The following is a 14,872-nucleotide window of genomic DNA, read 5'->3' as shown; positions in this document are numbered from 1 at the left end:
GTCCATAATTGGATGACACAGCATCCAGTGCTCGGCGACATCCGGGTTCGCGGGATCAAGCTAACCGCCGCCCCAGTGGGCGGTATGACGGAGGCGGAGATGACCATCTCGAGCGGCAATAAACTCGCACACGGCACAGTAGACACCTCGGACCGACAGGACGCCGAAATGCTTCCCTCGGCGGTTCCTGTCCAATTGGTGGACCCGAACGGCGTCAAGGTCCCGAACGATTCCTACCCGTTTCCGGACAGCAGTCGTCTGCTGGGCGCGTACCAGAAACTGGTCATCGGCCGTCGCATCAACGATCAGGCCAATGCCCTGGTACGACAGGGCCGGATGGCTGTCTACCCTTCATCCCACGGCCAGGAGGCATGCCAGGTGGCGGCCGCCGTCGTCATCGATCGCCAGGACTGGCTGTTCCCCACCTACCGGGACACGGTCGCGGTGATCACCCGTGGTGTGGACCCGCTCGAAGTTCTCACGCTGCTGCGCGGTGACTGGCACTCCGGGTACGACCCGCTGGAGCACAAGGTCGCCACGCAGGCCACGCCCCTCGCGACCCAGCTACTCCATGCGGTCGGGGTCGCTCATGCGGCCAAATTGAAGGGCGAGGACACCGTGGTGCTTGCCCTGTGCGGCGACGGCGCCACCAGCGAAGGCGACTTCCACGAAGCCTGAACTTCGCGGCGGTCTTCCACGTCCCGGTGGTCTTCCTCATCCAGAACAATGAGTACGCCATTTCGGTGCCCCTGAAGTCGCAAACCGTCGCGCCGTCGTTGGCGCATAAGGCGATCGGGTACGGGATGCCGGGCGAGCGAGTGGATGGCAACGACCTCGCCGCCCTGCTCTCAGTCCTCGGCGCGGCGGTTGACCGTGCGCGCGACGGCGGCGGCCCCTCCCTGGTCGAAGCCCACACCTACCGGATGCAGGCCCACACCAATGCCGATGACCCCTCCCGCTACCGATCCCCGGACGATGTTCAGAAGTGGATCCCCAAGGATCCGCTGAGCCGGATGCGCACCTACCTGCGTGGGTTGAACCTGCTCGACGACGACGGCGAGACCCGCATTGCGGCGGACGCCGAGGTGATGGCGGCCACCCTCAGGGACGGACTCAATACGGATCCGGTGGTCGACCCTGACGATCTGTTCAACTATGTCTTCACGGAGAAGACGAGCCAGCTGCGCGAACAAGCCGAACTGTTGCGCGGGGAACTTAGCCGGGAACATTCCGCCGAGGAAGTGACACCATGACCGACACCACTGAACGCCTGCGGGACGACGCCACCACTGTGCAGGCGGAACGATCCACCGCCCAGCCGGTCACCTTCGCCAGGGCCCTCAACGCTGCGCTCGCCGATGCCATGGCTGCCGACTCATCGGTGGTGATGTTTGGTGAGGACGTTGGGGCGCTGGGTGGGGTCTTCAGGATCACCGACGGGCTCACCGCCCGGTTCGGCACGGACCGGTGCTTTGACACCCCCCTGGCCGAGGCCGGAATCATGGGGATGGCCGTCGGCATGGCGATGAACGGGATGCGCCCGGTGGTCGAAATGCAATTCGACGCGTTCGCCTACCCTGCCTTTGAACAGGTAGTCAGCCACGTCGCAAAAATGCCGAACCGCACCAAAGGCAAGGTCAAGCTACCGATCGTGATCCGCATCCCCTACGCAGGCGGCATTGGCGGAGTTGAACACCACTGCGACTCGTCGGAGTCCTACTATGCCCACACGCCTGGGTTGACGGTCCTGGCCCCGGCAACAGTCCGGGACGCCTACACCATGCTGCGTGAAGCCATCCGCTACCCGGACCCGGTCGTCTTCCTGGAACCGAAAAAACTGTACTGGTCCAAGGAAGTGCTGGATCTTGAGGAACTCCGGGAAAACTTCGAGTCCTCCTCCAGCGCGCCGTCCATCGGCCGGGCAGTCGTTGCGCGGGCGGGTACCGACGCCACCCTGGTCGCCTACGGCCCCTCGGTACCCACGGCGATGGCCGCAGCGGCGGCCGCGGCGGAGGAGGGGCGTTCGCTGGAGGTTATTGACGTGCGCTCCATCGTCCCGTTCGACGACGAGACCGTGTGCGCCAGTGTCCGCAAGACCGGCCGGGCCGTGGTGATTGCTGAGGCGCCCGGGTTCGCCTCGGTCGCGGCAGAGATTGTTGCGCGCATCCAGGAACGCTGTTTCCACTCGCTGGCGGCCCCGGTCCGGCGTGTCACGGGGTTTGATGTCCCGTACCCATCGCCGAAGCTGGAACACTTCTTTCTACCAAGTGTTGACCGAATTCTGGACACCGTTGACGAACTGCAGTGGGAGGATCAGGCATGAGTGCTATGACCACCAGCGCACCCGCGCCGGGCACTGCCCTTCAGGTCTTCAACCTCCCCGATCTGGGCGAAGGACTTACCGAAGCGGAGCTGGTGAACTGGCTGGTTGCCGAGGGTGACGTCGTGGTGGTGGATCAGACCATCGCCGAGGTGGAAACCGCCAAATCCGTGGTTGAGGTGCCGTCACCCTTTGCTGGTGTGGTCGAGAAACTTCACGGTCGTGCCGGTGAAACCATCGACGTCGGCAAGCCACTCATCTCGGTGCGCCCTGCAGGCGCCCCCAGCGGGGCCGAGCCGACGGGCGAGGCGCCACCGACGGACGCCGAGGAAACCTACCGCGAAGAAGAACGAGCCGGAATCACCCCGCCCGAATCCTCGGAGCCGGTTGAGGCTCCCGCTGCCGATGAAGGATCGGGCAACGTCCTGATCGGCTATGGCACCCCCGGCGGACTCACCTCCGGGCGCCGGCGGCGGCCAAAGCAGCAGACCGCTGCACCCTCGGAAACCGCGCCGACTGGTGCTGCGCCGCTCTTCATCTCACCGCTGGTCCGAAAACTGGCCCGTGATGCGGGCCTGGCCCCTGCCGATCTCACCGGTTCGGGCACTGGCGGGTTGGTGCTCCGAAAGGATGTGCAGCAGGCCATCAGCCGTGCCACCGGCTCCGCGACAATCACGGGTTCGCCCACCGACAACAGCAGCGAAAGCGTCGCCCCTGATCCGGTGGGTGCGGATACTGATCGCAAGTCGGGGCTGGAGATTGCCGCCCGCACTCCGCTGAAGGGGGTGCGGAAGACTGTGGCGGACACCATGGCCCGTAGCCGCCGGGAGATCCCCGAGGCAACGGTCTGGGTCGATGTGGACGCTACCGCCCTGATGGACCTCAGGGCCTCACTCAAGGCAACAAATCCCGACCAGACCCCCGGGTTACTGGCTTTCGTGGCCCGGTTCGTGACGGCCGGGCTGGCAAAGTATCCGGACCTGAACACCCGAATCGTCACCGACGATGAGGGTCGCCAGGAAATTCTCAGCTTCGACGGGGTGAATCTGGGGATCGCGGCTCAAACCGATCGGGGTCTGATGGTGCCCTGCGTTCGACGCGCAGACACGCTGAGCGCCCGCGGGCTGGATGCGGAGATCCGCCGACTTACCGCCGTCGTGCGGGACGGCAAAGCCACGCCCGCCGAGCTGACCTCGGGGACGTTCACCCTGAACAACTACGGCGTGTTTGGAGTCGACGGTAGCGCAGCCATCATCAATCACCCCGAAGCTGCGATTTTGGGTATTGGCCGAATCATTGACCGGCCGTGGGTGGTGGGCGGTGCTCTGGCTGTGCGGAAAATTACCGAACTCACTCTGACCTTCGATCACCGGGTGTGTGATGGCGGTGTTGCCGGCGGGTTCCTGCGGTATGTGGCGGACGCGATCGAGAATCCGGGCACCGTGCTTGCAGACCTTTGAAGCGAGGGGCCCAGCGGTGACCGTACCGCTCATCGGCCCGGTAGCAGCCCCTGAGCAGCACGTGATGACCTTCAACATCCGACGGTCAATGCCACACCTTTTGCCTACCAACCGGGATTCCTGGGCGGTTCGCGCGCCTTTGGTGACCCGGCTCCTACGCGATGAGCAGCCCAGCCTGTTGGGCGTCCAGGAGGCACTCCCAACCCAGCTGGACGCGGTGCGGGCCGGGCTCGGACCCGACTACGCCGGCATCGGTCGGGGGCGCAACGACGATGGCAATGGTGAGCAGTGCCCGCTCTTTTACGACCGGCGCCGGCTGACGCTGCTCGACTGGGAGCAGTTTGCGCTCTCAAGCAAACCAACCGTTGCCGGTTCGACGTCGTGGGGAAACCGGATCCCCCGGATCGCGGTCCGTGCCAGGTTCAAGGATCTGGGCACGGGGAAGGACTTCGTGGTGATCAACACCCACCTGGACCATCTGTCCCGCCGCTCCCGCCTCTATTCGGCGGACACACTGCGACACCTGGTGCGGGACTCCCAACTCCCGGGCATCGTGATGGGGGACTTCAACATTGATGCGCCGTCCGGGCCCTACACGATCCTGACCGGGTCGGGGGTGCTGCGTGACACCTGGACCGCCGCGCACCGTCAACTCACCGAACAATGGGGCACCTTCCCCCATTATCGTAAGCCGCAGCGCGGCGCCAAGCGGATCGACTGGATCCTTTCCACCCCAGACTTCACCGTCCTGCGGGCAGGAATCAACGTCACCCGGTACGGTGGTGCGTGGCCGTCCGATCACGCCCCAGTGCAGGCTGTCCTGCTGCTGGGTGCCGGCGGCGCGTAGAACGGCCAGCACATCCATCGTTGTTGAGAGGAATCCATGTCTGAGACGCCAACAGTAGACACTGTGTCGAAGGAGACCGAGTCCCGTTGGCGGGAAGTGGGACCGCAGACCTGGATACTGCGTGACGCCGGATACCGGATCAACCCGGGTCTCGTCGTCGGCACCGAGCGGGCCCTCGTGATCGACACCGGTGCCGGCCCAGCGCAGGCCGCCGTCATCCTGGCCGCCGTCCGTGAACTCACGGACCTGCCGGTGACAGCTGTGAACACCCACTCCCACTTCGACCATGCGTTCGGCAATGCGTATTTCGCCGCACAGGGGGTCGAGGAAATCTGGGCCACCGCACGCTGCGCGGAAGACCTGGCGCAGACAGGAGAGCAGCAGCGTCAGTTCGTGGCAGAGCTCGAGCCAGCCATGGCCGACGACGCCGGTCCCCACACGGCCATCCACCCCACCAACAAGGTGGTGGACGGTGGCCCCGTCGACCTGGACCTGGGCGGCATCAGCGTAACCCTGTTCCATCTGGGGGCGGGCCACACGGATAACGATCTCCTGATCGGCGCAGGCAACGTACTCTTCACCGGGGATCTGGTCGAAGAAGGCGGCGACCCGGGGTTTGAAGATTCGTATCCTGCGGACTGGATCCGCACCCTGGGTAAGATCGCCGCGCTGGAGGACCTTTATGACGTTTTCATTCCGGGGCACGGCAACCCGGTGGGCGTCGAATTTGTCACGGCGCAGCTATATAAAATGCGCACCGCGGTGCGGGTCACCAAGGTGGCGATGGATGAAGCATCAGTGGACATGACCAAGGCCATCCCCATCCTGCCCTACGGTCCCGAACAATCCCGGGCGCTGCTCATTCGGTTGCGGACCCTCGCGCACTGGAAGTGGCATCAGGCCTCCAAGTCCTGATCCCAGGCTCCCGCCGGGCAATCCGCGCCCTACCCCGTGACGAACCTCATAATGAAGAGGATCATGGTGCTAACGGTGCCCAGGGCTTTGGAAAACAGCTCTGATCGGGATTCTGAGGGAAAGGCTAATCATGGATATTCGAAAGAGCGTTATGGGAGTACTTCTGGCCGGTGCACTGGTGGGAGTTGCCGGTTGTGGGGCGTCGGAGGAATCTGGCAGTGCGGCCCCGGAGCCGGAAACTACTACCACCAGTCCGGCGGCCACCAGTCCGGCGGCCTCCAGTCCGGCGGCCGCGCCAGCCGAGACCACCGAATCAGCTGAAACCCCGGCCGAGGCGGCCGAAGAGGTGGTCATCACCATCACAGACTTTGAATTCGAAGTTTCCGGACCGGTGGCACCGGGCGCCGAAGTAACCGTCATTAACAATGATTCTGTCGGCCACACTGTCACTTCGGATGAGGATGGCCTGTTCGATTCAGTCTTCGGCCCCAACGAGACTGTCACCTTCACGGCACCCGAGGACGCGGGGGAGTACTCCTTCTTCTGCACGCCGCACCCAGGCATGATCAGCACACTGGTCGTCGAGGAATGAGCAATCGGGCACTCGCCCACAACCGCCCGGTTCTAGTCGGTCTCCGCGTGGTGATCGCCATCGGACTGGCGATCGATGCGTTCGTCCATGTGCAACTCGCCGCCAACTATCAGATCGCGTATCCAGGGGGGATGGGCGGTGGCACCCTGTTCTGGCTGCAGGCGGCCGCGGCGGTGCTCGCTGCCCTCTACGTCCTGCTCAGGGGCAGCCGGTTGTCCTACCTCGTTGCCGCGGTGGTGGCTCTATCAGCATTCGCGGCTGTGGTGGTGTCGACCTACGTCCAGCTGCCCGCGATCGGGCCCATCCCCGCCATGTACGAGCCGATCTGGTTCTTCGAAAAGGCCCTCAGTGCGGTCGCTGAGGGGGTGGCCGGAGTTCTCGCCGTCGTCGGGATGATTCTCGGGGGGCGGCGTACCCCTGAGGCCTGATCGATAAGAGGGCGAACGGCGCCGGTGGCTACAGTAGAAGCGTGCCGGGCGAATCGTTCAACCTCAAGTCGATCGCTGTCGGCGCTTACGGCCCGTCGCTGCTCTATGGGATGGCGACGGGGGCGATCCTTCCAGTAATAGCGCTCTCGGCGCGCAGCCTCGGGGCTGACATTGCGACGGCGGCACTGATCATCACCCTCACCGGGATCGGCTCCCTGGTCACCAACGTGCCCGCAACGCTCCTGACCACCCGGTTCGGTGAACGGTGGGCCCTGGTCGGGGCGTCACTCTGGTGCTCGACGGCGATGGTACTGGCCTTGCTGGCCCCCAACCTCGCCGTGTTCGCCGCAGCCATCTTCATGATCGGGATGGCCGGTGCCGTTTTCGGTCTGGCCCGCCAGAGTTACCTCACCGAAGCCGTTCCCATCCACTTCAGGGCGAGGGCGCTGTCCACGCTCGGCGGTGTCACCAGGATCGGCGTTTTCCTCGGCCCTTTCGCGGCGGCTCTGGCCATGAGCTTCGCTGGATTGGCTGGTGCGTACTGGGTGGGGGCGGGGGCCGCTCTCGCTGCTGCCGCCCTGAGCAGCAGGGTGCCTGAGCTGGTCGCCCCCGGGCGGTTGGCCATGAACGGATCCACTGCCCTCGAGCGGGTAGCGGACCCGCCGTCGTCGGCCCCGACAGTCCGGTCCATTCTGCGATCCCACCGCAGGGTTTTTGCGACGGTGGGCATTGGTGTCCTGCTGATCGCCGCCATCCGGGCCACCCGACAGGCGGTGTTGCCGCTCTGGGCGCAGGATATCGGTCTGGACGCCACCACCACTGCCCTGATCTATGGCCTGTCCGGCGCCATCGACATGCTGATCTTCTACCCGGCCGGGAAGATGATGGACGTCAGGGGGCGGCGGTGGGTTGCCGTACCCTGCATGCTGATCATGGGCGTAGCGCTGATCCTGTTGCCCTTCACCGGCGATGCAGTGGGGCTGCTGCTGGTGGCGCTCCTGATCGGATTCGGCAACGGTATCGGCTCGGGCATCGTGATGACCCTGGGGGCTGACTTCTCACCGAATCCCGGCCGGCCCCAGTTCCTTGGAATCTGGCGGCTACTCAGCGATGTCGGGACCATGACCGGCCCGGGGGTTCTTGCGGCGGTCACCGCCGTCGCGACCCTCTCCGCAGGCATCTGGGCGACTGGCGGGCTGGGCCTCCTTGCCGCGGCAGTCTTGTGGTTCTGGGTGCCACCGCACCGGCCGACTTCGCTCGCCCGGAGCTAGCCCACGCGGCGCCGTGCCTGATGGCTGAACAGACAGCTGGCAGCAGCGCTGAGGGTGAACCCCACCCCAACAATCATTGACAGCCCGGACCAGAAGAACAGGGGAATGCGTGCTGTCCCGGGGACGGGTGCTGGTCCGATGAGCTGGACGTACAGGTACAGGATGACACCGAGGGCGAGCCCCGCCACTCCCGCAGCCCAGCAGAAGGTGAGCCACAACCGTGAGGCCGCCCAATGCTCGCCGTAGCCGGACCACACATTCCAGGCGTTGCCGAACCGCATGATCAGCAGACCGCCCAGCAGGGTCCACGCACCCACCACCAGGAAGGCCGCGATGACGTCTGCGGGACGATGCCACAGGTTGAGGAAGGTGGCGGCCCCGGCCGCCACCGAATAGGTGCCACCGGCTGCGGCAGCCAACGGTCTCCACCTCGGAGTGACCACCAGGAAAATCGCTGCAGCAGCTGACGCGGCGAGAGTGGTGTGGCCGGACGGCAGCGAGTTGAAGTCGAGCGTCGGCACGCCCCGGTCAGGGCGATCGAACAACAGGTTCTTCAGGACCTGGGTGGTGAGGTTGGCCCCGGCAATGGTTCCCAGGGCGATCACCGCTGCCGACCACCGCTGCCTGCGTAGCGTCACGAACAGGATGACCGCCGCTGCGAACAGCACCGACAGCGCCGGCAGGCTGTCCAGAAACTGGAGGAAGGGTTGCTGCGAGTCGGGGGCCGCGAAACCAGCCTCACGCCAGGCCGATTCGTCCGCGAACTGGCCGGTGCTGGTCCGCACGAACGCCCAATAGGTCCAGCCCAGCGCCACGGCACACACCAGCGAACCCATCAGGAACAGTGATGGGTTCCGGGCGGCGGGAAGTTTCCTCCCCGTCGGGTTCGCGGATTTCTGTGGGCTCACCCTGCAAGACTTCCATACCGGCGCTGCACTTCTGCAATCCAATCGTGATCTTCCGGCAGGCCGTGATGCCGGCCCGGCTACGCACAATGAGAACATGGGTTGGCATACTGGGCCTCTGGCGGCATCGCTCGCCGCGATCGCGGTGGCAATGTCTGCGTGCGGTGCGGTCGGGGTTCCGGCGTCGGCGCCTACCGGTTCGAGCCCCGCCGATCCGGTGGTGCCTGATCCATCCCCGTCCAGCGGCATCGCGGCGACAGGGGAGGTGCTGGCCCAAACGACCGTCTGGCAGCAGGGCGATGGTCTTCCCCAGCTTTGCCTTGGCGCGGTTGGGGAGTCCTATCCGCCCCACTGTGGTGGCCCCGTGGACCTGCTCAACTGGGACTGGGACGCCGTTGAGCAGTTCGAAACCGCCTCCGGGGTGACGTGGGGCACTTACGCCGTCCAGGGAACCTGGGACGGCAAAGCCTTCACCCGGACCCAGGAACCCATCCCACTCTCGCTGTACGACCCGATAGCCGACTTCGATCCGCGACTGGACCCAGCGAACCCCGGATCCAATGACGAGGCCACCCTTGAAGGGATCGAGCTCGACATCCGGGCGTCGGGCGACCCGGTGATCTACTCGTCGATAACGAACGGTTATCTGGTTGTCGCAGTCGACTATGACGACGGTACCCGCCAGGAACGCTACGATCGCGAGTTCGGGCCGGACACGGTGATCGTCCAGTCGGCACTCCGGCCGGTGCCCTGAGCGACGACGTCCTGGGTTCGGTGAGGAGCACCGTCGCGCTGCCTGAACCCGGTCGCGTAGCCTGAACCCGTGAGTACACTTCCCTCAACCGCCGAGCTTCTCGCAGTCGCCCGTGTGGTCTCGATTCCCATGCGGGTGACTTTCCGCGGGGTCCAGCACCGTGAGGCGCTGCTGGTGCAAGGGCCGGCCGGCTGGGGCGAGTTCTGCCCGTTCCCTGAATACGACGACGCCGAGGCCGCGCCGTGGCTACGGGGGGCCATCGAGGCCAGCTGGGAGGGCTTCCCCGCTGCTGTTCGCGGGAAGGTTGCAGTCAACGCGACGGTCCCGGCGGTCCCAGCCAGTGAGGTCGAATCGGTGCTTGCCCGGTTCGGTCCGGTTACCGCGGTCAAAGTGAAGGTCGCCGAACGGGGCCAGACCCTTGCCGACGACCTGGCCCGCGTCGCCGAGGTGCGGCGGCTGCTACCGGCTGCAGGGCTGCGCGTTGACGCCAACGGCGGCTGGACTGTTGCTGAGGCGGTGATCGCCCTCACGGTGCTGGCCGAGCACGGCCTTGAGTATGCGGAGCAACCGGCGATGACCATTGACCGGCTCCGCGCCGTCCGGCTCGAGTTACGCCGTCGGGAGATCCCCGTCCTCATCGCAGCCGACGAGTCCGTCCGGAAAGAATCCGACCCGTTGCGCGTGGCACGCGAAGATGCTGCCGATCTGCTGGTCATCAAGGCTGCGCCACTTGGCGGGGTCCGGCGGGCCCTGGACATCGTTGCGCAGGCCGGGCTTCCCGCCGTCGTCAGCTCCGCCCTGGATACCTCGGTGGGAATCAGCGCCGGGGTGGCGCTCGCGGCCGCGCTGCCGGAGCTGCCGTACGCCTGCGGACTGGGCACCGTCTCTCTCATGCGCGGCGACGTCACCGAACGGTCGCTGGTGCCCGACGGCGGCTGGCTGGCGGTGGGCAAGGTCCAGGTCTCCGATGACCTGCTGGAGCGCTATGCGGCAGATCCTGAACGGACCGCCTGGTGGCTCGACCGGCTCGAACGCACCCGGGCACTGCTCGGCTCCGCCTAGATCTCCCACCCCCTCCGCCTCTTGGATCCGGGGTGGCGGGGGGCCGAAACCGGCAAAAGTCCTGCGGAATGGCTGAACGGAGGCGGAAGTTCACCTTCCTGTCACCTGGACTGCCCGCAGTGTTAGCCCGGCCTTGTCAGTGTGGAAGCTGCTCACCCCGCTCCACTGCTGGAAGGCACCACATGAGTGACACGAAGAAGCGCTTTTTGCCCATGCTTGGCCACACGAATGGAAAGCGCAGCGCGGTGACGTGCGCGTTGAAGTGTGACAATGCGTGCGCTTCGGCAGTCTGCAACACGTCCGACAACAGCTATTTCAGGGATGTCGTCTCCTCTGAGTACTCCCGCCGGAACGTGCTTGGCGTCGGTGCCGTCGGGGCGCTGGCCCTCATCGTTGGTGGACAGACAGGCACCCGGGTGCCGACAGATCCCCAGCTGGCGCCCGCCGTCGCCCTCCAAAAGCGGGGGCCCCGGAGCAACCTGAAGTTCGCCCCGATCCGTCCGGTAGATGCTCTGGTAGATGATTTCACGGTGCCGAAGGGCTTCACCTGGCAACCGATTATCCGCTGGGGCGATCCCCTGTTCCGCGAGTCGCCGGTGTTCGACGTCTTCAACCAGTCCGAGGCCGCACAGCAACTGCAGTTTGGCTACAACTGCGATTACACGGACATTCTGGATCTGCCGGGAAGCAAGGGCAAACGGGCCGTGATGTTCGTCAATCACGAGTACACCAACGAACCCATCATGGTGCCACCCAGTCTGCCGGCCGCGGAGGTGCGGGGTATCGGCCGCGCAGCGCACGGTCTGACAGTGGTGGAACTGGAGCGTCAAAACGCTTCGAAGGCCTGGAAGTATGTTCAGGGCGCACCGTTGAACCGTCGCTTCCTGCTCGACACCCCCTACGAGTTGACGGGTCCCGCCGCCGGATCCGATTTGGTCAAAACCATTGATGATCCCGCGGGCCGAACCATTCTCGGAACCCTCGGCAACTGCGCCGGCGGAACCACTCCCTGGGGAACTATCCTGTCAGGGGAGGAAAACTTCAACGGCTACTTCGTCAGCCCGGGAACCAGTGCCTCGGACCGTAGATACGGGCTCACCGCGTCTCCGACGGCCCGTGGCTGGGAGGTCGACGAACCTCGGCTGGATACCCGGAACAAGGGATACCAGAACGAAGCGAACCGTTTCGGTTACATCGTCGAGGTGGACCCCTTCGACCGGACCTCGACGCCGAAGAAGCACTCGATGCTTGGCCGCTTCAAGCATGAGGGCGCCAACGTGATCGTGGCTGGCGACGGCAGGGTGGTGGCTTATTCCGGTGACGACGAGCGGTTCGATTACCTCTACAAGTTCGTCTCCCTGAACCGGATGGACACCGCCGGCACTCCCGCAGCTCGGCGGAAGAACATGACGCTCCTCTCCGAGGGGTCGCTCTACGTGGCGCGGTTCCAGGGCAACTCGGCCCCCGAAATTGATGGGTCCGGCGATCTGCCCACCGACGGGAAGTTCGACGGCGTCGGCGAGTGGTTGCCACTGATCGTCAACAACAAGTCGGCAGTGCCGGGAATGAGCGCTGCTGAGGTGGCGGTCTATACCCGGCTGGCCGCCGACAAGGTGGGTCCCACCAAAATGGACCGGGCCGAAGACGTGGAGCCTAACCCCAGCACCGGCAAGGTTTACGTGGCCTGCACCAACAACACCAACCGCGGTGTCGGCGCCAACTCGCCCGCTGACGAGGCGAACCCGCGAACCGCTAACCGGTCGGGACATGTCGTTGAGATCACCGAGAACGGCGGAGACCAGACCTCTGCTCGGTTCACCTGGAACCTGTTGATGGTCTGCGGTGACCCGGCCAATGACCCCACCGTGTACTTCAGCGGATTTCCAGCGCAGAAAGTCTCGCCGATTTCATGCCCGGACAACCTGGCGTTCGACTCGGTCGGCAATCTGTGGATCTCCACTGACGGGCAGCCGGGCACCATCGGGTACTGCGATGGCTTGTTTCAGGTCACCCTCGACGGGGAGGAACGCGGCAAGGTGGAACAATTCCTCGCCGTACCACGGGACGGCGAGACGTGTGGGCCGATCATCAGGGACAAGGACCGCCACGTTTTCGTTGCAGTCCAGCACCCGGGGGAGAACGGCGTCTGGGGAAACCAGACCTCCCTGTTTCCCGACTATGTTGCTGATGGCAGTAAACCGCGCCGCGGCGACGCAGCGGTGCCACGCCCCTCGGTGATACAGGTCCTTCCGGGTAAAGACAAACGTCCCGGTCGTGGCCGCGGTGCGGGCAGGCTGCACAGTGACGACGATCGAGGCGGCAGGGAAGCGAAGGCAACAGGCAACCGTTAGCCCCACTTTCCGCCGGGAGCCCCGCCCTTCGCATCGAGTCAGCACAGATAGCGGGTTTGGCGCCGGAATCCTGTCAGATGTGTTGACTCGATCCGGGTGGGGGAGCGCGTTCTGGGCGGGGGAGCGCGTTCCGGGTGGGGACGAGCGCGGAACCCGATGTGTGAGGATTGAAGCGTGAATGAGCAGCTGAACTCCGTCGACGCCGCCCGGCTAGCCGTTGCCGCCTTGACCGCGGCGGGCGTCCGCCACGTTGTCGTGGCACCGGGATCCCGAAGCGCCCCCCTGGTGTATGCGCTGGCCGAGGCTGAGGCCGCGGGTGCGGTGCGGTTGCATGTCCGGATCGACGAGCGGGTTGCCGGGTTCACCGCGCTCGGCCTGGCGCAGGGATCGCAGCGCCCCGCTGCGGTGCTGACGACGTCGGGTACCGCCGTGGGGGAACTGATGCCAGCGGTCATGGAGGCGAACCACGCGGCCGTGCCCTTGGTGGTGTTGTCAGCGGACCGGCCCGACGAGCTTCGGGGGAGCGGCGCCAACCAGACCACCAACCAGGTCAACCTCTACGGTTCGCATGTGCGGTGCGCACTCGACGTCCCGGCGAGCACTGATCCCTCGGCATTCGTTGCCAGGGCCCTGGCCGAGGCGCTGGGGGCCTCAGGCCCACGTGGTCCGGTCCAACTGAACCTCGCGTTCCGCGACCCGCTGGTCCCCGGCACTGTAGACCCCGGCACTGTAGTCCCCGGCGCTATAGTCCCCGGCGCTATGGCCCCCGGTGCTGTGAGCCACGACGGCGCCCCTGCAGGGTTCCCGCCAGCCACCGCTCCTGCCACCGACGCCATCCTGCCGCTGACCAGCCAGTACGACGACGACGCCGCGACCCACGCCGCCGCCACTCACGACGCCGCGACCAACGACGCCGCCCTCCCGACGTCAACCGCCCGAACCGTGGTGGTCGCAGGCCACGGCGCCGGGGAACTGGCGGCGGTGTTCGCCCAGCACCTCGGCCTCCCGTTGCTCGCCGAGCCCTCCTCGAACGCCCGGTTCGGTCCCAATGCGGTTGCCCAGTACCGGCTGCTGCTGGAACATCTGGGGCCCGACGTCGAGCGGGTGATCGTGTTCGGGCGGCCCACCCTCTCACGACCAATAGCAGCCCTGCTGTCCCGACCGGAGGTGCAGCAGGCACTTTACCTCCCGGGGCCGGTGGCCTGGTTCGAAGCAGGCCGACGCCGGGAGCGGATCATCACCACCCTCGATGAGTTGCTGCAGTTCGCCGGTCAAGGCGAGGACGGATGGTTGGGGCGGTGGCAACAGGCCAGTGCCCGCGCTGATGCCGCTCTTCGGTCGACCCTCGCCGAAAGCGCCTCCCTGACCGGGCTCCACGTGGCAGACGCGGTCTGGGAAAGCACTGACGGAAACCTCATGCTCGGATCCTCCAATCCCATCCGGGACGCCGATCTCATCGCGTCCCCTGGCTGGCACCCCCTGGAGGTCTACGCCAACCGCGGCCTCGCCGGTATTGATGGAACCATCTCCACCGCCACCGGTATCGCGCTCGCGACCGGTATCCCCACGCGCCTGCTGCTCGGTGACCTGACTTTTCTGCACGACGCCGGTGGGCTGCTTTTGGGGCCCGGCGAGGATGAGGCCGACCTGCAGATAGTGGTGCTCAACGATGCTGGCGGAGGCATCTTCGGTCTCCTGGAACACGGGGAGGAGAAGAACCTCGAACGCCACAGCAGGGTCGTAGAGCGTCTCTTCGGCACCCCCCACACCGCCGATCTCGAGGCGCTGGCCCATGGGTACGGCGTCAGGCATTCACTGGTCACCTCGGCCGCTGGCCTTGACGCTGCATTGGCGCCACCCATCAAGGGGCGCTCGGTGATCGAGGTCCGGGCCGACCGATCGGGCCTCCGCGCACTGCACGCCTCGATCAAGGCAGGCGTCGCCCGGGTGGTGTAGGCCGGAACCGT

Annotated in this window: 12 protein-coding genes and 1 pseudogene; 12 read left to right on the top strand and 1 reads right to left on the bottom strand. The window is 65.7% G+C overall.

Annotated elements, in window-relative coordinates:
- Positions 1 to 168 precede the first annotated feature (168 nt).
- The 8 genes and pseudogenes from DDA93_RS13355 (at position 169) to DDA93_RS13320 (ending at position 7,833) form a co-directional block, all read left to right on the top strand.
- Positions 169 to 1,253, top strand: a pseudogene (locus DDA93_RS13355) (thiamine pyrophosphate-dependent dehydrogenase E1 component subunit alpha).
- Positions 1,250 to 2,323 (top strand): transketolase C-terminal domain-containing protein, encoded by a 1,074-nt coding sequence (locus DDA93_RS13350; protein WP_019481836.1) that lies wholly within the window; start codon positions 1,250 to 1,252, stop codon positions 2,321 to 2,323. Before DDA93_RS13355 ends, DDA93_RS13350 begins: the two are co-directional and overlap by 4 nt.
- Entirely contained in the window at positions 2,320 to 3,780 is a 1,461-nt protein-coding gene (locus DDA93_RS13345; RefSeq protein WP_243400634.1) for a dihydrolipoamide acetyltransferase family protein, read from the top strand. Before DDA93_RS13350 ends, DDA93_RS13345 begins: the two co-directional genes overlap by 4 nt.
- 16 nt (positions 3,781 to 3,796) lie before the next feature.
- Positions 3,797 to 4,627, top strand: a complete 831-nt coding sequence (locus DDA93_RS13340; protein WP_019481833.1) for an endonuclease/exonuclease/phosphatase family protein — start codon at positions 3,797 to 3,799, stop codon at positions 4,625 to 4,627.
- A gap of 36 nt (positions 4,628 to 4,663) precedes the next feature.
- Positions 4,664 to 5,542, top strand: a complete 879-nt coding sequence (locus DDA93_RS13335; RefSeq protein ID WP_243400633.1) for an MBL fold metallo-hydrolase — start codon at positions 4,664 to 4,666, stop codon at positions 5,540 to 5,542.
- Between the two features lie 130 nt (positions 5,543 to 5,672).
- A complete protein-coding gene (locus DDA93_RS13330) occupies positions 5,673 to 6,134 on the top strand; it encodes a plastocyanin/azurin family copper-binding protein (protein WP_116779030.1) in 462 nt (153 codons plus the stop codon).
- Positions 6,131 to 6,562 carry a hypothetical protein gene (locus DDA93_RS13325; protein WP_116779029.1) on the top strand — a complete coding sequence of 144 codons (432 nt, stop codon included), beginning with the start codon at positions 6,131 to 6,133 and terminating at the stop codon, positions 6,560 to 6,562. Before DDA93_RS13330 ends, DDA93_RS13325 begins: the two co-directional genes overlap by 4 nt.
- A 41-nt stretch (positions 6,563 to 6,603) precedes the next feature.
- Positions 6,604 to 7,833: an MFS transporter gene (locus DDA93_RS13320; RefSeq protein WP_019481829.1), complete on the top strand. Its 1,230-nt coding sequence runs from the start codon at positions 6,604 to 6,606 to the stop codon at positions 7,831 to 7,833.
- Here DDA93_RS13320 and DDA93_RS13315 read toward each other — a convergent pair.
- Positions 7,830 to 8,741 (bottom strand): phosphatase PAP2 family protein, encoded by a 912-nt coding sequence (locus DDA93_RS13315; protein ID WP_243400632.1) that lies wholly within the window; start codon positions 8,739 to 8,741, stop codon positions 7,830 to 7,832. The genes DDA93_RS13320 and DDA93_RS13315 overlap by 4 nt on opposite strands.
- A 94-nt stretch (positions 8,742 to 8,835) precedes the next feature.
- On the opposite strand from DDA93_RS13315, the gene DDA93_RS16205 reads away from it, so the two are divergent.
- The 4 genes from DDA93_RS16205 (at position 8,836) to menD (ending at position 14,861) form a co-directional block, all read left to right on the top strand.
- The gene (locus DDA93_RS16205) at positions 8,836 to 9,492 is read left to right on the top strand and encodes a hypothetical protein (protein WP_133185527.1); all 657 of its coding nucleotides are present in this window, start codon (positions 8,836 to 8,838) and stop codon (positions 9,490 to 9,492) included.
- 69 nt (positions 9,493 to 9,561) lie between these two features.
- Complete coding sequence (locus DDA93_RS13305) at positions 9,562 to 10,554, top strand: o-succinylbenzoate synthase (RefSeq protein ID WP_019481826.1); 993 nt, start codon at positions 9,562 to 9,564, stop codon at positions 10,552 to 10,554.
- Between the two features lie 182 nt (positions 10,555 to 10,736).
- Positions 10,737 to 12,905 carry a PhoX family phosphatase gene (locus tag DDA93_RS13300; RefSeq protein ID WP_116779026.1) on the top strand — a complete coding sequence of 723 codons (2,169 nt, stop codon included), beginning with the start codon at positions 10,737 to 10,739 and terminating at the stop codon, positions 12,903 to 12,905.
- A 174-nt stretch (positions 12,906 to 13,079) separates the two neighbouring features.
- Entirely contained in the window at positions 13,080 to 14,861 is a 1,782-nt protein-coding gene (gene menD, locus DDA93_RS13295) for a 2-succinyl-5-enolpyruvyl-6-hydroxy-3-cyclohexene-1-carboxylic-acid synthase (RefSeq protein WP_116779025.1), read from the top strand.
- The last annotated feature ends 11 nt before the right edge of the window (positions 14,862 to 14,872 follow it).

This window comes from Arthrobacter sp. Bz4 (assembly GCF_003075455.1).
Lineage (GTDB): Bacteria > Actinomycetota > Actinomycetes > Actinomycetales > Micrococcaceae > Arthrobacter_D.
Note: the sequence above shows the minus strand (reverse complement) of the source record. Positions and strands in the feature narration are given on the sequence as shown.